Consider the following 19782-nt stretch of genomic DNA (forward strand, 5'->3'; position numbering starts at 1 on the left):
CCTTGCCCGGGTAACCCCCCGGAGGCGTTGAGCCGCCGCTCCGGCTGGCCTACCGTGAGACCCATGCACCTGGAGAATCTGGTCTTCGACGCCCTTGACCCTCAACGACTCGGCCGGTTCTGGGAGGCTGTAGTGGGCGGGAAGACGCTCACTGACGAGCCGGACGGCTTCGAAACCAGGCTCGCCATACCTGACGGACCGACACTGGATCTGTGTTTCCAGCGGGTCCCCGAACCTCCGTCAGCGGAGCCGCGAATCCATCTTGACCTCAATGGAGGGCAGCGCCAGGCGGAGGAGGTCGAAAGGCTGACCATACTGGGCGCACGTCCGCTCGACATCGGTCAGGGTGATGTTCCCTGGGTGGTGCTCGCAGATCCGGAAGGCAATCCCTGCTGCGTGATGGGGGAGAATGCGGGTGACGAAGATTCCGGTCCTATTGCAGGGCTACCGCTCGATTCCGCTGATCCGGAACGGGACGCGGCGTTCTGGGCCTGGCTGACAGGATGGTCTTCCTCGACCGAATCTCCGCGTTCCTTACGGCATCCTTCGCAGCGTGGCCCGATCCTCGAACTGTGTGACGAACTGAGCCCGAAAGGGGACGCAAAGAACCGTATGCACCTCGACGTCCGGCTCGAAAGCGGAGAAGACCCTGACAGTATTGCGGCGGCCATCACGGACCGCGGTGGCCGTGAAGTGACTACGCGAGCCAACACTCTGCCTTGGCGGACCTACACAGATCCCTCCGGCAACGAGTTCTGTGTGCTGCCGTCCAGCCCGTAGCAGCTCACCAGCGACTCCGCGGATCCAGCGCGAGCAGCATCGACAGATGCCCACGCTGGAACCCGGAGCCATATACTTTGTGCATGCCGATCGCTTGCCCCAACCGTAGCCCCCACGACCAACCCGTCGTCGTCAACGAACCAGGAGACGCTCAGTGAGCGGCGGTCTCGTTGCGCTGTTGGACGACGTCGCTGCCCTGGCCCGCATAGCGGCAGCCTCGGTTGACGATGTCGCGGCTGGCGCCGCCAGGGCGAGCGTTAAAGCAGCCGGCGTGGTTATCGACGACGCCGCCGTCACACCCCAGTACGTTTCCGGCGCGGATCCGTCCCGGGAACTGCCGATGATCAAAAAGATCTTCTGGGGCTCGCTCCGGAACAAACTCCTCATCATCCTGCCAGCGCTTCTGCTCGTGAGCGCCTTCGCCTCGTGGGCCATCCCCTTCATTCTCATGCTGGGCGGTACCTACCTCTGCTATGAAGGCGCCGAGAAGGTATGGCACAAGCTCCGCGGCCACCATCATGAAGCCGAGAACACACCGGCGGTTGATAAGGGACCGGGGGCGGAAGCCAAGGTCATCAAGGGCGCCATTACCACCGATTTCATTCTGTCCTGCGAAATCATGGTCATCTCGATGAACGAGGTGGCGACTGAGTCGATCTGGGTCAGGGCACTGATCCTCATAGTTGTAGCCATCGCCATCACCGTCGCGGTGTACGGGGCAGTCGCGCTCATCGTCAAGATGGACGACATCGGACTGCACATGACCACCAAGGACTCTGCAGGTTCCAAGCGCTTTGGCGAATTGCTCGTCAAGGGCATGCCTGCCGTACTGGCGGCCATCACGTTCATTGGAACCATAGCCATGCTCTGGGTTGGTGGTCACATCATGGTTCAGGGTGCCCACGACCTCGGTTGGCACGCACCCTACGACTTCATTCACACCCTCGAAGCACCCTTCGTTGGGATTGCTGTGGTCGGCGGTTTCCTGGCCTGGCTGGTCAACACCCTCTGCTCGGCTGTTGTCGGGCTGGCCTGGGGCCTCCTCATCATGGCAATCATTCACCCGCTGCTGAAGGTGCTCCCCTTCGGCAAGGGCAAGGGGGGCCACGAAGAGGGCGATGTCCGGGCTGCAATGGCCGGCCATCACTCTTCGAAGGATGACGCCAGCCCAGCTCCCTAGTGTGAGTCAGGCCGCCGGAAATCCGTAACCTCCGGATGCCTGCGGAATCCGGCCGCCTCGTAGGTTGCGACGGCGCCCTGGTTGGAACTCTCAGCGCAGACGATTGCGCTGGAGGCGCCCATCTCCCTGAGCGCCGCTGCAGCTGCCAGCGTGATCGCTTTGCCGTAGCCATGGCGCCGATGATCTTCGTGCACTCCCATGGGCTCGAGGAGGCCCGGCCTCCCGGTACCTGCTGACCACACGGTCGCCGTCGCGACGGCGTTCCCTTCAGCGTCATACGCGATCAGGCAACGCGCGCTCGGGTAGGGGAGTCCACCCGCCATTGCGTGCCAACGAACCACGGTGAACCGCGAGTTGCCGAACGACGCATTCTGCAGCTCGGCGCGGGCTTGCGCCAGGTCCGGTCCGACAACTTCAATCCGCACGGCGGCATCCTCGACTGGAGTCGAGAGGTCGCGGGATAGCGGAGTCCACGGTTCGTCAGCAACCCAGCCCTTCGCCGTCAGCAGCCCGCGGAACGCTGAACCGAAGCGGGCTTCCACACCAACGGACCCCTCCGGGAGGACGTCCAGCGCCGGCTCCGCGACGTCGGCAAGCATCCGCCCGGCAAGGAGCTCATCATGGTCCGCCATAGGCGCGATCGCCACGCGCAGCAGGGCAGGTCCGTCCAAAATGCCCACTGCGAGGATCCGCGTGCCGGCGCTCCACACCCGAAGTTTGGCTGCCAGCTCAGGGGCGCCGATCTGCCAGGCCCATCCAAGATCGCCGGGGTGCAGCTGGATCGGGAGGTCATCGCGCTGCCAGGAAGACAGGGCGTCGATGACGGCCTCAAGGTCCTCAACGCGCGGGATGGCCATGGAAAGCGTCATGTGCCCATCGAACAATAATCCCGATGAGCATGCAGTGCACCACGCCGCGGGAAGGCGCATCACCCACCCGAAACCGCCTGACCTGAGCACCAAGGGGAACAACGCCGTCACAGCAAGTGTTGTAGCTAGCGTGAGTGTTTCAACATCGTCAGCGATCACCCTCGACAACAACTTCGCCCGGTTACTGCCGGAGATGGGCACGCCGTGGCAGGCAAATCAGCTGTCTGACCCGCAGTTGCTGATCCTGAACGCGCAACTGGCCGCCGAGCTTGGCGTTGATACTGATTTTCTCCAAACGGACGACGGCGTTCGGATGCTTGCGGGAAATGTGTTGCCGGAGGGTGCCACGCCGGTAGCGCAGGCCTACGCCGGCCACCAGTTTGGCGGGTACAGTCCCCGTCTGGGCGACGGGCGTGCCCTGCTGCTGGGCGAGGTCACCGATGCGGAGGGTACCCCGCGCGACATCCACCTCAAGGGCTCGGGGCGCACACCATTCGCCCGGGGCGGCGACGGGCTGGCGGCGGTCGGCCCCATGCTCCGCGAGTACATCATCAGCGAGGCAATGCACGCCCTGCGCATTCCGACCACCCGCGCGCTCGCCGTCGTCGCCACCGGCATTCCGGTGCAGCGGGAGGAAGTACTTCCTGGCGCTCTCCTGACCCGGGTAGCGGCAAGCCACCTGCGCGTCGGGACTTTCCAGTACGCGCTGGCGACCGGGGATCACGAACTTCTCCGGCGGGTGGCGGACTATGCCCTCGAGCGTCACTACCCCGACGCCGTCCACTCAAGCAATCCTTACCTGGCCCTGCTGGAATCAGTAGTCGCAGCGCAGGCTTCCCTCGTGGCCAACTGGATGCTGGTCGGGTTCGTCCACGGGGTCATGAACACGGACAACATGACAGTCTCCGGGGAAACCATCGACTACGGCCCGTGCGCGTTCATCGACGCCTTCAACCCGTCGGCCGTGTTCAGCTCCATCGACACGATGGGCCGCTACGCCTACGCCAATCAGCCTGCCGCCGCCCAGTGGAACCTGACGCGCTTCGCCGAGACCCTGCTGCCGCTCCTGCACGAGAACCAGAATGACGCCGTCAGGCTCGCCGAAGACGCGCTGGCCACTTTCCCCGCCCTCTACAGCGGCGCCTGGTCCACCGGAATGCGGTCGAAGCTGGGCCTTACAGACCATGACGATGACGCCTTGCAACTAGCGGGTAAAGTCTTGACCCTGCTGGAGGAAGGCCAGGTGGACTACACTTCCTTCTTCCGCAGCCTCGGCGCGGCCGCCCGAGGCGACACCGACATGACACGCTCGTTCTTCACCGATCACGAACAAATCGATGCATGGCTGGGGGAGTGGCTGGCACTGAACCCTTCAGCCGATGCGATGGATCGGATCAATCCGGCGTACATCCCGCGGAACCATCTGGTGGAGGAAGTCCTAGCGGCAAGTCTGGACGGCGACCTGGATCCGCTACAGCGTCTCCTGGAGGCTGTGAAGGCACCCTTCGAGGAACGCGCTGGTCTGGAGCGGTACGCCTTCGGCGCGCCGGATGATTTCGGTTCCTACCGGACGTTCTGCGGCACGTAGGGTGTGCGTGGCAAGGCGGAACTGAGGGCTAGGGGTTGTCGAGATCGTCAGCAGCGAACGTATCGCATGCCTCGATGTCGCCGGTTTCGAGTCCTTGCAGGAACCACGCTTGGCGCTGATCGCTTGAACCGTGAGTCCACGCCTCCGGGTTCACCTGTCCGGAAGTGGATTCCTGGATGCGGTCATCGCCCACGGCCGACGCCGCAGAGAGCGCGTCCTGCAGATCGGCGGTGGTGAATTCCCGCAGGAACGGTACGCCGGACTCGGGGTCGGGCACGCTGGTCGCGTGTGCCGCCCACATGCCCGCATAGCAGTCAGCCTGCAGTTCCACGCGGACCGCGCCGGACTCCGGGCCGCGGGGATCCTGCTGGGATGCGCTGAGGGCTCCGGTGAGGTTCTGGATGTGGTGCCCGAACTCGTGAGCTATCACGTACTCCTGCGCGAGTGGTCCCGCGGAAGCGCCGAAGCGGGTCACCAGGTCATCGAAGAACGCCGTGTCGTAGTAGGTGAACTCATCAGCTGGGCAGTAAAACGGCCCGACGGCGCTGCTCGCCGCGCCGCAACCCGTGGTGGTCTGGCCGCTGAAGAGTTCCACCCCCGGCTGGGTGTAGGTAATGCCGTACGGCTCCAGGTAAGGTCCCCAGAAGCTGTCAAGGCTTTCCGCCGTTCCCAGGATCCGGCAGTCGAGCCGCGCGTTGGCGTCTTCACCGGTCTGGCATGAAGTGATCGCGGAGTCAGAGCCCGTTCCTGTGTCGGTCTCGGGCCCGCCGCCGTTGAGCCCGAGCTGGTCCACGACGTCGCCTCCGAAGAACAGGGACAGCAGCAGAATCAGTCCGCCGCCAAGCCCACCGCCGATGGCAACGCCTCGCCCTCGCCGGCCCCTGCGGTCACTCACGCGCGAAGGATCGAACTGGACGTTGTCATTGAAGCTCATGCGAAAACTCTAGACCCGATCAGCCAGCGGCGTATCGTGCGAATGGCAGCTGCGAGGCCGGCTACTGGTCAGCGAGGAGTGCGCGCATTTCGTCGATTTCGGCTTGCTGCGTGCCCATGATCGTCTCGGCCAGCGCTATGGCATCCGGATTCGCGCCGTCGTCGACCTCATCCTGTGCCATCGCAATTGCACCTTCATGATGGGCGATCATCGATTCAAGGAACAGGCTGCCTCCCTCCGGTCCACCGGCGGCGTCAAGTTCGGCAAGTTGCTCCTCACTGAGCATTCCTTCCATGCCGCCGGAGCCCATGTCGTGGCCTTCCATTGAGTGCTCGGATTCCACCGGTTCACCCCAGGTCTCGAGCCACTGCGTCATGGTCTCGATCTCAGGTGCCTGCGCTTCCTTGATCTGGGTGGCCAGTTCCGTGGCCTCAGAGCTGAGACCCTCCTTGGCGAGCACAATGTCGCTCATTTCCACGGCTTGCTCGTGGTGCGGGATCATCATCTGCGCGAACGACACGTCGGCGTCGTTGTGCTCGGCTGCCACCTCCGCACCGGAGGCAGGGGTCGAAGCCGCGCCGCCAGAGAAAGGCGGCGTGGTGCCTGCATCAGGCTGGCTGCCACACCCGGCGAGAACGACGACGGCGGAAACGCCCAGGACGGAAAGGGCTGGGTGGAATTTCTTCACTGAGGGACCCCTCGGTTGTGCGGATAACACGTTGATAGTTCAGCAAAAACTGTACAATAGCCGGGTGGAAGCTCCGGTGAAATCACTGATGTCCCGTCCATTCGTCCTGGCTCATTCGGTTGTGCTGGCTCGCTTCGGACACGCTCTATCCGACCCTACGCGAACGAGGATCCTCCTCGCGCTGCGCGAGGCACCGGCCTACCCGAGTGATCTTGCCGTGTTGCTTGGCGTGAGCAGGCAGGCGCTCTCGAATCACCTCGCGTGCCTGCGCGGGTGCGGCCTCGTGGTGGCTGCACCTGAGGGCCGCAGAAGCCGCTACGAGTTGGCCGACTCGCGGCTCGGAAGTGCACTGACGGACCTGATGTCCGTCGTCCTCGCCACTGATCCCGAGCATTGCACTCCTGCCGTGGAGAGGCGGGCCTGACTGTGAAGCCGGTGCGCCCGCCGTCGTGCGCTGCTCCCGACAGTGAACCTGACAACACGCCCGACACTGCCCCCAACCCAGCAGGCCACGCGGTTCTGTCGCTGCGCATCCGCCTGTTTGTTGCCGGGACCATCGCCTACAACGTGGTGGAAGCGGTTGTCGCGCTCTCGGCAGGGACAGTCGCTTCATCGAGTGCCCTGATCGCTTTCGGGCTCGACTCCGTCATCGAAGTCACGTCAGCCGCGGCCGTGGCCTGGCAATTCTCTGCCAGAGACCCCGAGACGCGGGAGAAAACCGCGCTGCGCTTCATCGCGTTCTCCTTCGGCGCCCTGGCCCTCTTTGTGGGATTCGACGCCGTCCGTGCACTGGTGAACGGCGCAGAAGCTGATTCGTCCGCTGTCGGTATAGCGCTCGCCGCCATCAGTCTCGCGATCATGCCCGTACTTTCCTATGGGCAGCGGCGGGCGGGCAGGGAACTCGGCTCCAAGTCAGCGGTTGCCGATTCGAAGCAGACCCTCATCTGCTCCTATCTCTCCGGAGTGCTGCTGGTCGGGTTACTGCTGAACAGCGCATTCGGTTGGTCATGGGCTGATCCGCTCGCAGCGCTGATCATCGCTGGGTGGGCCATCAAGGAAGGCCGCGATGCGTGGCAGGGAGAAGCATGTTGCGCCACGCCACAGCAGGCCTCGGAAGACCCTAGCGCGGGCTCATGAGGACGCCAGCCAGTGAGTCCATGGCTCCCGGAACCAGCGAGTAGTAGGCCCATACGCCACGCTTCTCACGGTGCAGGAGCCCGGCATCCACCAGGATCTTCAGGTGGTGCGAGACGGTGGGCTGTCCAAGGTCAAGCGGCTCGGTCAGGTCACACACGCAAGCCTCGTTGTCCTCGCTGGAGGAGATGAGTGACAGCAGCCGGAGGCGGTTGGGGTCTGCGATGGCTTTGAACTGGCGGGAAAGCTCCACTGCCCGGGCGGCACTCATAGCCGGGGCGCCGGACGGCGTGCAGCAGCGGGCGGTGTCAGCGGAGCTGTCCGAAGGGGCCTCGACTGGCGCATCGTGGACGGTGGTCATGAGACCATTATGCACGGACATTGACAATGATCGATATATCTCCCCATACTCGTATCGACAAACATCAATGTTTTGCGGGCTGGTCCCGCGTAAGGAGCCCAGTGACCTCCGCTTCCACCAACGCCGAAGCCCCCGCCCAGCAAAAACTATCCCGGCTGGATCGCCTCCTGCCCGTGTGGATCATCGCCGCCATGGTGGTAGGCCTCCTGCTCGGCCGGTTCATCCCCACGCTGGCGGAGGCCCTTGATGCGGTGAAGGTGGGCAACGTGTCCCTCCCGATCGCGCTCGGCCTGCTGGTGATGATGTATCCGGTGCTTGCGAAGGTCCGGTACAACGAGACCGGCACAGTGCTTCAGGACCGCAAACTCATGATCACGTCGCTGGTCCTCAATTGGCTTGCTGCGCCCGCGCTGATGTTCGCCCTCGCGTGGATCTTCCTTCCAGACCTTCCGGAATACCGGACCGGCCTCATCATCGTTGGCCTCGCCCGCTGCATCGCCATGGTGATGATCTGGAATGACCTCGCGTGCGGGGACCGCGAAGCAGCAGCGGTGCTCGTGTTCCTCAACTCCGTCTTCCAGGTCATCGCCTTCGGAGCCCTGGGCTGGTTCTACCTACAGTGGCTGCCGGGCATCCTCGGGCTCCCGACCACCAGCGCTGAGTTCTCCTTCTGGGCCATCACCGTGAGCGTCCTGGTGTTTCTTGGAATCCCGTTACTCGCGGGATTCCTGACCCGGGCCATAGGTGAGAAAGCGAAGGGGCGCACCTGGTACGAGGACCGGTTCCTGCCCAGGCTGGGCCCGTGGGCACTCTACGGCCTGCTCTTTACCATCGTGCTGCTGTTCGCACTCCAGGGGGACGAGATCACCAGGAACCCGTTCGACGTCGCCCGTATCGCACTGCCGTTGCTCGTCTACTTCGTGGCCGTGTTCGGGGCAGGAATGGTGCTTGGCCGTTGGCTGAACCTTGGCTACCCCCGCACCACCACGCTCGCCTTCACCGCCGCCGGCAACAACTTTGAACTAGCCATCGCAGTGGCGATCGGCACCTACGGTGTGACATCCGGGCAGGCGCTCGCCGGCGTCGTCGGGCCCTTGATCGAAGTGCCCGTGCTCGTGGCTTTGGTGTACGCGGCGCTATGGGCCCGCACCCGGTTCTTCCCCGCTACTGATCCAGCCACTGTGCCCAATCCCGAAACCGAATCCTCCCTGAAAGTGCGGTCATGACCGAAACAGCATCTGCCTCCAGCGGACACAAGCCTTCCGTCCTATTCGTCTGCGTCCACAACGCCGGCCGGTCCCAGATGGCGGCGGGTTACCTGAGCCACCTTGGCCAGGGCCGAATCGAGGTGCTTTCCGCGGGCTCGCAACCGGCGGATCAAATCAATCCGTCCGCGGTCGAGGCAATGGCCGAGGAGGGAATCGACATTACTGCCGAAACCCCGAAGATCCTGACCCCGGAAGCCGTGCAGGCGTCCGACGTCGTCATCACCATGGGCTGCGGCGACGAGTGCCCCTACTTCCCGGGCAAACGCTACGAAGACTGGGTGCTCGAGGATCCGGCCGGGAAAGGCGTCGAGTCGGTGCGGCCGATCCGCGACGAGATCCGGCGCCGCGTAGAGCAGCTCGTCTCCGAGCTGCTGCCCGCATCCGCAACCCGAGCGTAAAGAGGCCGCATATGTCTGACCACAGGAACCTTCCGGTCGCCGTCATCGGCGCGGGACCTACCGGGCTCGCGGCAGCGGCCCATCTCATCGAGCGCGGGTTGGAGCCGGTGATTTTCGAACAGGGCCAGGATGTCGGGGCTGCCATCAGGCAGTGGGCGCATATCAGGCTCTTCTCGCCGTGGCAGTTCAATATCGACCCGGCATCCCGGCGGTTGCTCGAATCGGCCGGTTGGCAGGAGCCCCGGCCTACCGCACTGCCCTTCGGCCGGGAACTCGTTGAGAGCTACCTTGAACCCCTGGCCGTTGTCCCAACCATCGCTTCCGCGCTCCGCTTCAACTCGCAGGTGCTGGCCGTCACGCGTTCGGGAATGGACAAGACGCGAACCAAGAGCCGGGAGGACCAGCCCTTCCTCGTGCGGGTTACCGGGCCCGACGGCGTCAGGGACCACCTCGTGCGGGCGGTCATCGATGCATCCGGAACATGGAGTCAACCGAACCCGCTGGGCCAGGCTGGGTTGCCCGCCCCCGGAGAGGAGAGCCTCGGACATTTCATCACCGACCCACTGCCGGACGTCGTCGGACGCGAGCGCACGCGCTTTGCGGGCAAGCGCATCATGGTGGTTGGAGCCGGGCACTCGGCCGCGAACACCCTGATCAGTCTGGGGCAGGTAGCGAAGGCCGAACCTGGAACAAGGATCATCTGGGCCGTTCGTGGAACCGGATCTGCGCAGCGGCTCTACGGTGGCGGCGACCTGGACGGCCTGCCCGCGCGCGGCGCCCTGGGCAGCCGGCTTCGGTCACTCGTTGAGGACGGTGTGGTGGATCTCCACACCTCATTCACCATCACCGGGTTCCGGCCCGGCAGCGACGCGCTGACCGTTCGTGCAACAACACCTGAGGGCGAACAAACTTTCGACGTCGACGTCCTGGTACCCGCAACGGGTTTCCGCCCGGACCTGGATATGCTCCGTGAGCTCCGGCTCGAACTTGATCCTGCGGTGGAGGCGCCTCGGGCGTTGGGCCCCCTGATCGACCCGGAGTTCCACTCCTGCGGAACCGTTCCTGCGCACGGCGCGGACGTCCTGGCGCACCCGGAAAAGGACTTCTACCTCGTGGGGATGAAGAGCTATGGGAGGGCGCCGACTTTCCTGCTTGCCACCGGCTACGAGCAGGTGAGGTCCGTGGTCGCGGCAATCGCCGGCGATACGGCCGGTGCGTCCGACGTACAACTGCAATTGCCGGAAACAGGTGTCTGCAGCACGGATCTTGCCGGCTCCTGCGACGCGCCTGTCAGCGTGGAAGCAGCCCTGGCAGAGCCCGACGAGGAAGCCTCCAGCTGCTGCGCGGCGCCAGCCCTGGTGAATGTCGGAATTCCGACAGGAACGCTGCACGGACGCTCAAGCGACCCCGACTACTGACCGGGTACAACCACGCGCTTTGCGCCTCCTGCATGCACGGGAACAGAATGGTCTTTTTAGATCGACCAGTTTTCAACCCAGGAGCGTGTTCCTTCGCACTATGGCAGATTCCTACTACCGGGACCTCGGAAACGGTTTGTTCGAAGCAACAATCCACGCGCAGGGGGCGTGGAATGACCACGAGCAGCACATGGCACCCGCCTCGGGTCTGCTGGCCCGGTGCCTTGAGCAGTTCGAGCCGCGGGAAGACCTTCGCATGGGCCGAATTTCCTACGAGATTCTTGGTCTGATCCCGCTCGGCACCGTCGAGGTGACCACCCACATGGTCAGGCCCGGCCGCACCATCGAGCTTCTCGAAGCGGAGATGAACCACGGCGGGCGGACCGCTATCCGCGCCAGGGCATGGCGTCTGGCCGCCAGCGACACAAGCGCGGTTGCCGCCGTCGAGGATGAGCCCATGCCAGGGCCCGACGACGGCGAGGAGCACGATGCCGTCTCCGAGTGGCCCGGCGGCTACATCCAGTCGATCGAGGTCCGCAAGCTTCCCGGGCACCGGCCCGGCCGCGGCAAGGTTTGGCTCCGCACCCCGCACCCGTTGGTGGAAGGGGAACCGGCCTCGGACCTGGCGCGGTTGATCGGGTTGATGGACACCGCGAACGGCATCGCCACGCGGGTTCCTCCGGGCCCGGGGAGCTGGGCATTTCCAAACGTTGACCTGCAGGTCCACCTCCATCGGCAGCCCGCAGGGCAGTGGCTTGGCCTGGACACCCGGGTGACCTTCGGCCGGGACGGAATCGGCCTCACCTCCTCGGTCCTGCACGACGTCGAAGGGCCTTTTGGACGGACCGAGCAGATCCTCACCCTGCGCAAATTGTCCTGACCTTACGCCCGCCGCACCTCGGGTGGGCACCGGGGAATGGCCCGGACGCCGTCGTCGTTGTCTCCTGTTATCGGGCTCCAGCGCAGCCGGCGCCGAGCCGCACGGGAATGAGGATGTCATGGCCAAAGCAGTCTGGAACAACCAGGTAATCGCGGAGTCGGACCACACTGAAATGGTCGAAGGCAACCACTACTTCCCGCAGGACAGCGTCAAAGATGAGTATCTGCGCGCCACCGAAACCCACACCACGTGCCCCTGGAAGGGCGAAGCGAGCTACTACAGCCTCGAAGTCGACGGACAGACCAACGCCGACGCCGCATGGAGCTACCCGCAGCCCAAGGACGCCGCCGCGAATATCAAGGACCACGTTGCCTTCTGGCGCGGCGTAATCATCACCGACTAGACAAATCTTCAGCAGCTAGGAGCATGCATGCAGTACAGGAACCTTGGTAGCAGCGGTACCTCCGTCTCAGCGTTTGCGCTGGGCACCATGACCTTCGGCGCTGAATCGGATGAGGCAGCCTCGCACGCGATTCTCGACAGCTACGCCGAGGCCGGTGGCAACCTGCTCGACACCGCCGACGTCTACACGGCGGGCGACTCGGAGGAGATCATCGGGCGGTGGCTGGCGACGAGCGCAGCGGCTCCCGACATGCTCCTGGCAACCAAGGGCAGGTTCCCCACGGGGAAAGGGGTCAATGACCTCGGCCTCTCCCGGCGTCACCTGCGCCTGGCACTGGACGCATCACTGAAGCGACTCAACGTGGAGCACATCGACCTCTACCAGGTCCACTCCTGGGACCCGTTGACCCCGCTCGAGGAGACCCTTGGTTTCCTGAACGACGCCGTACGTTCCGGGAAAATCAGCTACTACGGGTTCTCGAACTACACGGGCTGGCAGCTCACCAAGGCGGTCGGCATCGCCAAGGCACACGGCTGGGATCTGCCCGTGACGCTCCAGCCGCAGTACAGCCTGCTCGTACGCGGGATTGAGGCGGAGATAGTTCCGGCAGCGCTCGACGCCGGGATGGGCCTGCTGCCATGGTCTCCGCTTGGCGGTGGCTGGCTGACCGGGAAGTACAAGCGTGATTCTGCTCCCCAGGGCGCCACACGGTTCGGGGAGAACCCTGAGCGCGGCCTGGAAGCCTATAAGAAGCGCAATGCGGAGGAACGCACCTGGGCGATCATCGACGTCGTGCTTTCCATCGCCAAGGCGCGTGGTGTCAGCGCATCCCAAGTGGCGCTCGCCTGGGTGGCGCAGCAGCCGGCGGTGACCTCCGTCATCCTTGGTGCACGGAACCTTGAGCAGCTCTCCGATAATCTGGCCGCCGCCTCACTCGATTTGACGCCGGAGGAGCTGCAGGAGCTTACGGAGGTCAGCGAGCCGGAGCTTGCCAACTACCCCTACGGCGTCCCCGGAATCGAGCAGCGGAGCCGAAGGATCGACGGCGGCAGGTAGGCTGGTCACGCCATAAAAGGCGGAGGGCATCCTCCGCCTCTCGATGACCATGGGACAGGAGCTGGGAAACGTGACAGCTCCCGCCTGGTGCCGAAGCAAGCTGCGCGTGCTGGCCGAAGACTCTGCGGGTGCACAGGCCGACCTCGAGCGCGGGTTGACCCTGCTGCGGGCGGCCGCTGACGGGCACCTGCCGCCGACTCTGCGGCTCTACCGACCGGCTCCTACAGTGGCCTTCGGGCAACGGGACCAGCGGTTGCCCGGATTCGCCGAAGCGCAGGAAGCTGCGCTCGCAACAGGGTTTGAACCCCTGGTCCGGCGGGCCGGCGGCCGTGCTGCCGCTTACCACAACGGCTGCCTCATCATCGATCACATCGAGCCCCATCCGGACGCGATTGTGGGCTCGCAGGAACGCTTTGCCCTGTTCGGGGAGCTGTTGGCCGGGGCCCTGCGGCGAGTGGGGGTTGACGCAGCGGTCGGAGAAATTCCCGGGGAATACTGCCCGGGCGAATTCAGCGTGCACGGGAACGGTGCTGCCCAAGTCAAGCTTGTTGGAACCGCCCAACGGGTTGTCTCCGGTGCCTGGCTTTTTTCCTCGGTTATCGTGGTCGAGAATTCCCCGCCCATCCGGGCGGTGCTTGAAGCCACCTATTCAGCGCTCGGACTGCCGTGGGAGCCCTCCACCGCCGGAGCCGCTGAGGATCTCGTCCCTGGACTTGCCGTCGAAGCGGTGACGGACGCCGTCGTCGCCGCATATGGGGACGCCGCGCGCGGCTGAACCGCTCGACCGGCCTAGTGCCCGCGGGCGATCCATTCCTCAAGGTTTGGTGCTTCCTCGCCGATGCTGGTGGAGTCGCCGTGCCCGGTCCTCACCACGGTGTCCGCCGGAAGGGTGAACAGCCGGGTGCGGATCGACTCGATGATCGTCGGGAAGTCGCTGTAGGAGCGGCCCGTGGCGCCGGGACCACCGCGGAACAGTGTGTCTCCGCTGAATACCGTCCCGGCCTCAGGCAGGTAGAAGCACACCGAACCGGGGGAGTGACCCGGTGTGTGCAGTGCCTGCAGGGTGATACCCGCGACCGTGAAAGTGTCGCCGTCTGTGATGTCGTGCGCCGGAGCGGAGTCCGCGTACACGGCATCCCACAGCATCCTGTCCTCCGGGTGAAGATAGATCGGTGCCCGGACGGCGTCGAACAGGTCGCCTACGGCCCGGATATGGTCATCGTGTCCATGGGTGAGAAGTATGGCCCGGACCTGCCGGCCATTGATTTCCTCCACGATGGCGTCAGCGTTGTGCGGCGCGTCGATGACCATGCATTCGTTGTCGTCTCCGATGACCCAGACGTTGTTGTCCACGTCCCAGGTGCCGCCGTCGAGTGAAAATGTCCCCGAGGTAACCAGATGGTCGATGCGCGCGCCCATCAGAGCTCCACCACCGAACGAAGCACAACGCCGTCGTGCATCTTGTGGAAGGCTTCCTCCACCTGGTCGATGGTGATGCGCTCCGTGACGAAGGCATCGAGGTCCAGGTTGCCCTGCTGGTAGTGACTGACCAGCATCGGGAAGTCCCGCGAGGGCAGGCAGTCGCCGTACCAGGAAGACTTCAGCGAGCCGCCGCGGCCGAAGACATCGAGCAGTGGCAGTTCCAGTGTCATGTCCGGCGTCGGCACGCCCACCAACACCACGGTTCCCGCGAGGTCCCGTGCGTAGAATGCCTGCTTGTAGGTTTCAGGACGGCCGACCGCGTCAATGACGACGTCCGCTCCGAACCCTCCGGTGAGCGCCCGGATGGCCTCGACCGGGTCCGTCTCGGAGGAGTTGACCAGGTCGGTGGCACCGAGTCCCTTTGCGAGCTCGAGCTTCCGGCTGTCGATGTCAACGGCGATGATCCGCGCTGCGCCGGCGAGCTTAGCGCCTGCAATCGCGGCGATGCCGACACCGCCGCAACCGATCACGGCGACCGAGTCACCCCGCCGGACGTTTCCGGTGTTGATGGCGGCGCCGATGCCGGCCATGATGCCGCAGCCCAGGAGCCCCACAGCAGCTGCATCGGCTGACGGATCAACCTTGGTGCATTGGCCGGCCGCGACCAGGGTCTTCTCTGCGAAGGCGCCGATACCCAGGGCGGGGGAGAGCTCTGTGCCGTCCTCGAGGGTCATCTTCTGAGTGGCGTTGTGTGTGTTGAAGCAGTACTGCTGCTCCCCACGGGCGCAGGACCGGCACTCGCCGCAGACGGCACGCCAGTTCAGGATGACGCGGTCACCCGGCTGGACGCTGGTGACGTCCGGACCGACAGTATTGACCACGCCGGTTGCCTCGTGTCCCAGCAGGAAAGGGTACTCATCGCTGATACCGCCCTGCTTGTAGTGCAGGTCCGTGTGGCAGACGCCGCAGGTCAGGAGGTCGACCAACGCCTCACCCGGTCCGGGATCGGGGACATTGATGGTCACCACTGACGCTGGAGCGTCCTTTTCCATGACGACGACGCCCTTGACGCTGTGAGCCATTGCTACTGTCCTATCGCTGGGGGGAGGAACCACTCCAGCTTAGGCAGTACACAAGGGCATTGTCGCGGTGGAGACTGATCACCCGCCGGTTGGAACCCTCAGCTTGCTAGGCGCCGACGCGCTGCACAACCTCAGCCACAGACGGGTTGGTTGCCGTGCTGCCGTCGGGGAAGATGACCGTCGGCACCGTCTGGTTGCCACCGTTGAGCGAAGCCACAAGTTCCGCAGTGCCTTCGACTTCCTCGATGTTGATCTCGCGGTAACCGATGCCCTTTGTGTCCAGCTGCGACTTCAGCCTGCGGCAATATCCACACCAGGTGGTGGAGAACATGGTGATGGTGCCGGCTTCGGGTGTGTAGTCCACGGTGCTCCTTGATGGATTGGGCTTGATATCCGGTTACAACGCCGGAGTGCCGCCCCTCATTCCGCACAGACGGGCGGCTTCCGGAGAAGGGCCGGGCAGCTCGGACGTAATGGCAATGCCCATAATCCTAGTGCTCACGTAGGGTCGAAGCATGGCGACCCCTGAAGTTCCTGACCCCCGCACACCCCGCTCAGCGCAGGCCGGACAATCAGCCCAGGGCGTCCAGTCGGCACAGCTGAACGCCGTCCGCGTAGCAATCAACGAGATCGATCAGCAGATGGTGAAGCTGATTTCGCGCCGCGAGCGGCTTGTGCGGCGAGCCGGAACACTGAAGAAGGACGACGCCTCTGTCCGGGCACCAGCGCGCGTCGAACAGGTGATTGCGAATGTCCGGTCCTACGCCGAGAAGCTCGACGTTGATCCTGAGGTGGTCGAGCAGACCTACCGCGCCATGATTAGTGCCTTCATCGAACTCGAACTAAGGGTCCGCCGGGCGCCATAGCTTCGGCCTATGGTGGTTGCCTCGCCTCTGTTGGTCGCCTCCACGTGCAACCGATACCATCAAAAGACCGCCGCCGGGAGTGTTGAGTCAGTCCAGTACAGCTCTCGCCGGTACGGTTGATCGACCCCTAACCAATTCAATAAGTCAGTTCCCCCTTATGCCGAGGAGACCTTAGTGTCAGCGCCCCAATCAATCACCCTCATCGTCAACGGCGAAGAGCAGCGGGCGGCCACCGGTACCACCGGCGCGGAACTTTTCGCAGAACAGCGGGATGTCGTCGTGGCCCGCGTGAACGGCGAGCTGTGGGATTTGAGCCGTACGTTGGAGGACGGGGCACAGGTTGAAGGGGTGACGGTTGATTCACCGGAGGGGCTGGAAGTCCTAAGGCACTCCGCCGCCCACGTCATGGCGCAGGCCGTCCAGCAACTGCGGCCCGACGCCAAGCTCGGTATCGGCCCGTACATCACGGACGGTTTCTACTTCGATTTCGATGTTCAGGAGCCCTTCACACCCGAGGACCTCAAACAGCTCGAGAAGATGATGCTCAAGATCGTCAACTCAAACCAGCTGTTCCAGCGCCGGGTGGTCGACGAAAGCGAAGCCCGCGAGGCGATGGCTGATGAGCCGTACAAGCTGGAGTTGATTGGGCTCAAAGGCGGGAACGACGGCGGCATCACCGACGACGACGGCGCCTCCGTCGAGGTCGGTGCAGGCGAACTCACCATTTACGACAACGTGGACCGCAAGTCCGGCGACGTCGTCTGGAAGGACCTGTGCCGGGGCCCGCACCTTCCCAACACCAAGCTCATTTCCAACGCCTATGCCCTGACCCGCTCCGCTGCTGCCTACTGGCGGGGGAGCGAGAAGAACAAGCAGCTGCAGCGTATCTATGGCACAGCCTGGCCCACCAAGGATGCGCTCAAGGCTTACCAGGAGCGGATCGCCGAGGCGGAACGTCGGGACCACCGAAAGCTTGGCAGCGAGCTGGACCTGTTTTCCTTCCCGGATGAGCTGGGGTCGGGCTTGCCCATCTTCCACCCTCGGGGTGGGATCATCCGCAAGGCCATGGAAGATTACTCCCGCCAGCGCCACGTGGATGCCGGCTACGAGTTCGTGTACACGCCCCATATCACCAAGGGCCACCTCTACGAGGTCTCCGGCCACCTTGACTGGTACCGGGACGGGATGTTCCCTCCGATGCACGTCGATGCAGAGCTCGACGACGAAGGCAATGTCCGCAAGCCGGGCCAGGATTACTACCTCAAGCCGATGAACTGCCCCATGCACAACCTGGTGTTCAGGTCGCGGGGTCGCTCCTACCGCGAGCTGCCTCTGCGGCTGTTCGAATTCGGTTCGGTGTACCGCTACGAAAAGTCAGGCGTGGTCCACGGACTTACCCGCGTTCGCGGCATGACCCAGGATGATGCCCATATCTACTGCACCCGCGAGCAGATGAAGGATGAGCTGACCACTACGCTCAACTTCGTGCTCGGGTTGTTGAAGGATTATGGACTCAACGATTTCTACCTTGAGCTGTCCACAAAGGACCCGGTCAAATACGTCGGCGACGACGAGACCTGGGAAGAAGCCACGAAGACGCTCGCAGAGGTCGCCGAGGCATCCGGTCTGGACCTGGTTCCGGATCCAGGCGGTGCCGCGTTCTACGGCCCAAAGATTTCCGTACAGGCCCGTGATGCGATCGGCAGGACATGGCAGATGTCCACCATCCAGCTGGACTTCAACCTGCCAGAGCGCTTCGAACTCGAGTACCAGGCCGCGGATGGAACACGGCAGCGCCCTGTCATGATCCACCGGGCCCTGTTCGGTTCGATCGAGCGTTTCCTTGGTGTCCTGACCGAGCATTATGCGGGTGCGTTCCCGGCCTGGCTCGCTCCCGTGCAGGTGCTGGCGATCCCGGTGGCCGATGCATTCGACGACTACCTGTTCGACGTCGTCGACAAGCTCAAGGCCGAAGGCATCAGGGCGGAAGTAGACATTACTTCAGACCGCTTCCCGAAGAAGATCCGCACGGCCAGCAAGCAAAAGGTGCCCTTCGTCCTGATCGCCGGGGGCGACGACGTCGACGCCGGCGCCGTGTCCTTCCGCTTCCGGGATGGCAGCCAGGAGAACCAGGTGCCCATCGACGAGGCCGTCAAGCGCATCGTGGAAGCTGTCCGGAACAGGGAACAGTAACTGCCCATGAGCGATGCAGCGGAGGCTGGAGGTCACCCTGACGGGGACAGTTCCATAACGGACAGCTTCGGGTTGCCCGGCGTCCCGGATGCATTCCAGCGCCTGTGGACTCCGCACCGGATGGCCTATATCAAAGGCGGGCAGGGACAGTTCAACAAGCAGGAAGACTGCCCTTTTTGCGCAGCGCCCGCCCGCGCCGATGATGAGTCGCTGATCGTGCACCGCGGGAAGAGTGCTTACGTGGTGCTCAACCTTTTCCCATACAATCCGGGTCACTTGCTCGTGTGCCCGTACCGTCACGTACCTGATTACACGGACATCACCCTTGAGGAAACAGCCGAGATCGCAGAACTAACGCAGACCGCCATGCACGCCCTGCGCAGCGTCGCACGGCCAACCGGTTTCAACCTCGGAATGAACCAGGGTGTTACTGGTGGCGCCGGCATTGCTGCCCACCTGCACCAGCACGTGGTACCGAGATGGAGCGGAGACGGGAATTTCCTCCCCATCATCGCCCAGACCAAAGCAATCACCCAGACCCTCGATGAGGTGCGCACCCAGTTGGCGGCGGCATGGGGCGAAGCGGCAGCATCGGGCTCGAAGGCTGCGGGTGAGACGCATGCTGAATAAGTATGCCCGGGGATTTTTCACCTCCCTGTTCACCCCGCTGGCGAACCTGTTGCTCAAGTGGAAAATCTCCCCGGACGCAGTGACCGTCATCGGCACCCTCGGCGTGGCTGGAGGAGCCCTGGTCTTTTATCCGCTGGGACAACTGTTCTGGGGGACGGTGTTCATCACCCTGTTTGTCTTTTCGGACGTGGTGGACGGGATCATGGCGCGGATTCAGGGGCGTGGCAGCTCCTGGGGGAACTTCCTCGACTCGACGCTTGACCGGGTCGCGGACGGTGCGCTGTTTGCCGGCGTCGCAATCTGGTTCTTCTTGGGCGGAAACAACAACGCGATTGCCATCGCCGCACTGGCCTGCCTCGTCCTCGGAATGCTGGTGTCCTATGCGCGCGCTAAGGCAGAATCGTTGGGTTACACCGCGAACATCGGGATTGCCGAGCGCGCCGAGCGGCTCGTCTCGGTCTTGGTTGTCACCGGCTTGACCGGGTTGGGCCTGCCGGAAGTAGTCCTGTTGATCGTGCTCATCCTGCTGGCCCTGGCGAGCGTTGTCACCATCATCCAGCGTGTGCTGGCGGTAAGGGCGCAGGCAACGGTCTGATTTCCCGTTAGGCCGGTAATACCTGGCTGAGCGAACA

General features: G+C 64.0%; 23 protein-coding genes. 16 read left to right on the plus strand and 7 right to left on the minus strand.

What is annotated here, in order from left to right; all coding sequences use genetic code 11:
- Positions 1-63: 63 nt before the first annotated feature.
- Both ACWA1U_RS11355 and ACWA1U_RS11360 read left to right on the plus strand, forming a co-directional pair.
- Positions 64-780 carry a VOC family protein gene (locus ACWA1U_RS11355; protein ID WP_463722294.1) on the plus strand — a complete coding sequence of 239 codons (717 nt, stop codon included), beginning with the start codon at positions 64-66 and terminating at the stop codon, positions 778-780.
- Between the two features lie 154 nt (positions 781-934).
- Positions 935-1960, plus strand: coding sequence for a DUF808 domain-containing protein (locus tag ACWA1U_RS11360; protein WP_463722295.1), 1026 nt, complete (start codon positions 935-937; stop codon positions 1958-1960).
- Here ACWA1U_RS11360 and ACWA1U_RS11365 read toward each other — a convergent pair.
- On the minus strand, positions 1957-2829 hold the full coding sequence (locus ACWA1U_RS11365; protein WP_463722296.1) for a GNAT family N-acetyltransferase: 873 nt from the start codon (positions 2827-2829) through the stop codon (positions 1957-1959). The two genes, ACWA1U_RS11360 and ACWA1U_RS11365, sit on opposite strands and share 4 nt — an antisense overlap.
- Positions 2830-2959: 130 nt before the next feature.
- Here ACWA1U_RS11365 and ACWA1U_RS11370 point away from each other — a divergent pair, with 130 nt between their 5' ends.
- On the plus strand, positions 2960-4417 hold the full coding sequence (locus tag ACWA1U_RS11370) for a protein adenylyltransferase SelO (protein WP_463725024.1): 1458 nt from the start codon (positions 2960-2962) through the stop codon (positions 4415-4417).
- Positions 4418-4445: 28 nt separating this feature from the next.
- On the opposite strand, the gene ypfJ is transcribed toward ACWA1U_RS11370, so the two are convergent.
- Both ypfJ and ACWA1U_RS11380 read right to left on the minus strand, forming a co-directional pair.
- Positions 4446-5351: a KPN_02809 family neutral zinc metallopeptidase gene (gene ypfJ, locus ACWA1U_RS11375; RefSeq protein WP_463722297.1), complete on the minus strand. Its 906-nt coding sequence runs from the start codon at positions 5349-5351 to the stop codon at positions 4446-4448.
- 61 nt (positions 5352-5412) lie between these two features.
- The gene (locus tag ACWA1U_RS11380; RefSeq protein WP_463722298.1) at positions 5413-6039 is read right to left on the minus strand and encodes a DUF305 domain-containing protein; all 627 of its coding nucleotides are present in this window, start codon (positions 6037-6039) and stop codon (positions 5413-5415) included.
- Between the two features lie 88 nt (positions 6040-6127).
- On the opposite strand from ACWA1U_RS11380, the gene ACWA1U_RS11385 reads away from it, so the two are divergent.
- Both ACWA1U_RS11385 and ACWA1U_RS11390 read left to right on the plus strand, forming a co-directional pair.
- On the plus strand, positions 6128-6463 hold the full coding sequence (locus ACWA1U_RS11385; RefSeq protein WP_463722299.1) for an ArsR/SmtB family transcription factor: 336 nt from the start codon (positions 6128-6130) through the stop codon (positions 6461-6463).
- Between the two features lie 95 nt (positions 6464-6558).
- Entirely contained in the window at positions 6559-7176 is a 618-nt protein-coding gene (locus ACWA1U_RS11390) for a cation efflux transmembrane domain-containing protein (RefSeq protein ID WP_463725025.1), read from the plus strand.
- On the opposite strand, the gene ACWA1U_RS11395 is transcribed toward ACWA1U_RS11390, so the two are convergent.
- On the minus strand, positions 7160-7534 hold the full coding sequence (locus tag ACWA1U_RS11395) for an ArsR/SmtB family transcription factor (RefSeq protein ID WP_463722300.1): 375 nt from the start codon (positions 7532-7534) through the stop codon (positions 7160-7162). The two genes, ACWA1U_RS11390 and ACWA1U_RS11395, sit on opposite strands and share 17 nt — an antisense overlap.
- A gap of 101 nt (positions 7535-7635) precedes the next feature.
- Here ACWA1U_RS11395 and arsB point away from each other — a divergent pair, with 101 nt between their 5' ends.
- From arsB to ACWA1U_RS11430, 7 genes are all read left to right on the plus strand, one after another.
- Entirely contained in the window at positions 7636-8760 is a 1125-nt protein-coding gene (gene arsB / locus ACWA1U_RS11400; RefSeq protein WP_463722301.1) for an ACR3 family arsenite efflux transporter, read from the plus strand.
- Positions 8757-9200, plus strand: coding sequence for an arsenate reductase ArsC (locus tag ACWA1U_RS11405; protein WP_463722302.1), 444 nt, complete (start codon positions 8757-8759; stop codon positions 9198-9200). The genes arsB and ACWA1U_RS11405 overlap by 4 nt, the downstream gene beginning before the upstream one ends.
- 11 nt (positions 9201-9211) lie before the next feature.
- The gene (locus tag ACWA1U_RS11410) at positions 9212-10618 is read left to right on the plus strand and encodes an FAD-dependent oxidoreductase (protein WP_463722303.1); all 1407 of its coding nucleotides are present in this window, start codon (positions 9212-9214) and stop codon (positions 10616-10618) included.
- Between the two features lie 100 nt (positions 10619-10718).
- A complete protein-coding gene (locus ACWA1U_RS11415) occupies positions 10719-11498 on the plus strand; it encodes a thioesterase family protein (RefSeq protein ID WP_463725026.1) in 780 nt (259 codons plus the stop codon).
- Positions 11499-11616: 118 nt separating this feature from the next.
- On the plus strand, positions 11617-11901 hold the full coding sequence (locus ACWA1U_RS11420; protein ID WP_463722304.1) for a DUF427 domain-containing protein: 285 nt from the start codon (positions 11617-11619) through the stop codon (positions 11899-11901).
- Between the two features lie 27 nt (positions 11902-11928).
- Positions 11929-12957 (plus strand): aldo/keto reductase, encoded by a 1029-nt coding sequence (locus ACWA1U_RS11425; protein ID WP_463722305.1) that lies wholly within the window; start codon positions 11929-11931, stop codon positions 12955-12957.
- A gap of 70 nt (positions 12958-13027) precedes the next feature.
- Positions 13028-13732 (plus strand): lipoate--protein ligase family protein, encoded by a 705-nt coding sequence (locus tag ACWA1U_RS11430; protein ID WP_463722306.1) that lies wholly within the window; start codon positions 13028-13030, stop codon positions 13730-13732.
- A 14-nt stretch (positions 13733-13746) separates the two neighbouring features.
- Here ACWA1U_RS11430 and ACWA1U_RS11435 read toward each other — a convergent pair whose 3' ends face one another.
- The 3 genes from ACWA1U_RS11435 to ACWA1U_RS11445 all read right to left on the minus strand — a co-directional run bounded on the left by ACWA1U_RS11435 (position 13747) and on the right by ACWA1U_RS11445 (position 15825).
- On the minus strand, positions 13747-14376 hold the full coding sequence (locus tag ACWA1U_RS11435; protein ID WP_463722307.1) for an MBL fold metallo-hydrolase: 630 nt from the start codon (positions 14374-14376) through the stop codon (positions 13747-13749).
- On the minus strand, positions 14376-15461 hold the full coding sequence (locus ACWA1U_RS11440) for an S-(hydroxymethyl)mycothiol dehydrogenase (RefSeq protein WP_463722308.1): 1086 nt from the start codon (positions 15459-15461) through the stop codon (positions 14376-14378). Before ACWA1U_RS11440 ends, ACWA1U_RS11435 begins: the two co-directional genes overlap by 1 nt.
- A gap of 106 nt (positions 15462-15567) precedes the next feature.
- Positions 15568-15825, minus strand: coding sequence for a mycoredoxin (locus ACWA1U_RS11445; RefSeq protein WP_463722309.1), 258 nt, complete (start codon positions 15823-15825; stop codon positions 15568-15570).
- A 151-nt stretch (positions 15826-15976) separates the two neighbouring features.
- On the opposite strand from ACWA1U_RS11445, the gene ACWA1U_RS11450 reads away from it, so the two are divergent.
- From ACWA1U_RS11450 to pgsA, 4 genes are all read left to right on the plus strand, one after another.
- Positions 15977-16327 (plus strand): chorismate mutase, encoded by a 351-nt coding sequence (locus ACWA1U_RS11450; RefSeq protein ID WP_463722310.1) that lies wholly within the window; start codon positions 15977-15979, stop codon positions 16325-16327.
- A 174-nt stretch (positions 16328-16501) separates the two neighbouring features.
- Positions 16502-18520, plus strand: a complete 2019-nt coding sequence (thrS, locus tag ACWA1U_RS11455) for a threonine--tRNA ligase (RefSeq protein ID WP_463722311.1) — start codon at positions 16502-16504, stop codon at positions 18518-18520.
- 6 nt (positions 18521-18526) lie between these two features.
- On the plus strand, positions 18527-19150 hold the full coding sequence (locus tag ACWA1U_RS11460) for an HIT family protein (RefSeq protein WP_463722312.1): 624 nt from the start codon (positions 18527-18529) through the stop codon (positions 19148-19150).
- Positions 19140-19745 carry a phosphatidylinositol phosphate synthase gene (pgsA, locus tag ACWA1U_RS11465; RefSeq protein ID WP_463722313.1) on the plus strand — a complete coding sequence of 202 codons (606 nt, stop codon included), beginning with the start codon at positions 19140-19142 and terminating at the stop codon, positions 19743-19745. The genes ACWA1U_RS11460 and pgsA overlap by 11 nt, the downstream gene beginning before the upstream one ends.
- Positions 19746-19782 lie beyond the last annotated feature (37 nt).

Source organism: Arthrobacter sp. TRD_SC_6, assembly GCF_055361185.1.

Excerpts from the sequence above, each read along its gene's own strand:
- ACWA1U_RS11355 (WP_463722294.1), top strand. The coding sequence starts at position 64 with ATGCACCTGGAGAATCTGGTCTTCGACGCCCTTGACCCTCAACGACTC.
- ACWA1U_RS11395 (WP_463722300.1), bottom strand. The coding sequence starts at position 7,534 with ATGACCACCGTCCACGATGCGCCAGTCGAGGCCCCTTCGGACAGCTCC.
- ACWA1U_RS11435 (WP_463722307.1), bottom strand. The coding sequence starts at position 14,376 with ATGGGCGCGCGCATCGACCATCTGGTTACCTCGGGGACATTTTCACTC.
- ACWA1U_RS11440 (WP_463722308.1), bottom strand. The coding sequence starts at position 15,461 with ATGGCTCACAGCGTCAAGGGCGTCGTCGTCATGGAAAAGGACGCTCCA.
- ACWA1U_RS11460 (WP_463722312.1), top strand. The coding sequence starts at position 18,527 with ATGAGCGATGCAGCGGAGGCTGGAGGTCACCCTGACGGGGACAGTTCC.
- ACWA1U_RS11405 (WP_463722302.1), top strand. The coding sequence starts at position 8,757 with ATGACCGAAACAGCATCTGCCTCCAGCGGACACAAGCCTTCCGTCCTA.
- ACWA1U_RS11420 (WP_463722304.1), top strand. The coding sequence starts at position 11,617 with ATGGCCAAAGCAGTCTGGAACAACCAGGTAATCGCGGAGTCGGACCAC.
- ypfJ (WP_463722297.1), bottom strand. The coding sequence starts at position 5,351 with ATGAGCTTCAATGACAACGTCCAGTTCGATCCTTCGCGCGTGAGTGAC.
- ACWA1U_RS11425 (WP_463722305.1), top strand. The coding sequence starts at position 11,929 with ATGCAGTACAGGAACCTTGGTAGCAGCGGTACCTCCGTCTCAGCGTTT.
- ACWA1U_RS11385 (WP_463722299.1), top strand. The coding sequence starts at position 6,128 with ATGTCCCGTCCATTCGTCCTGGCTCATTCGGTTGTGCTGGCTCGCTTC.
- pgsA (WP_463722313.1), top strand. The coding sequence starts at position 19,140 with ATGCTGAATAAGTATGCCCGGGGATTTTTCACCTCCCTGTTCACCCCG.
- ACWA1U_RS11415 (WP_463725026.1), top strand. The coding sequence starts at position 10,719 with ATGGCAGATTCCTACTACCGGGACCTCGGAAACGGTTTGTTCGAAGCA.
- ACWA1U_RS11410 (WP_463722303.1), top strand. The coding sequence starts at position 9,212 with ATGTCTGACCACAGGAACCTTCCGGTCGCCGTCATCGGCGCGGGACCT.
- ACWA1U_RS11365 (WP_463722296.1), bottom strand. The coding sequence starts at position 2,829 with ATGACGCTTTCCATGGCCATCCCGCGCGTTGAGGACCTTGAGGCCGTC.
- ACWA1U_RS11450 (WP_463722310.1), top strand. The coding sequence starts at position 15,977 with ATGGCGACCCCTGAAGTTCCTGACCCCCGCACACCCCGCTCAGCGCAG.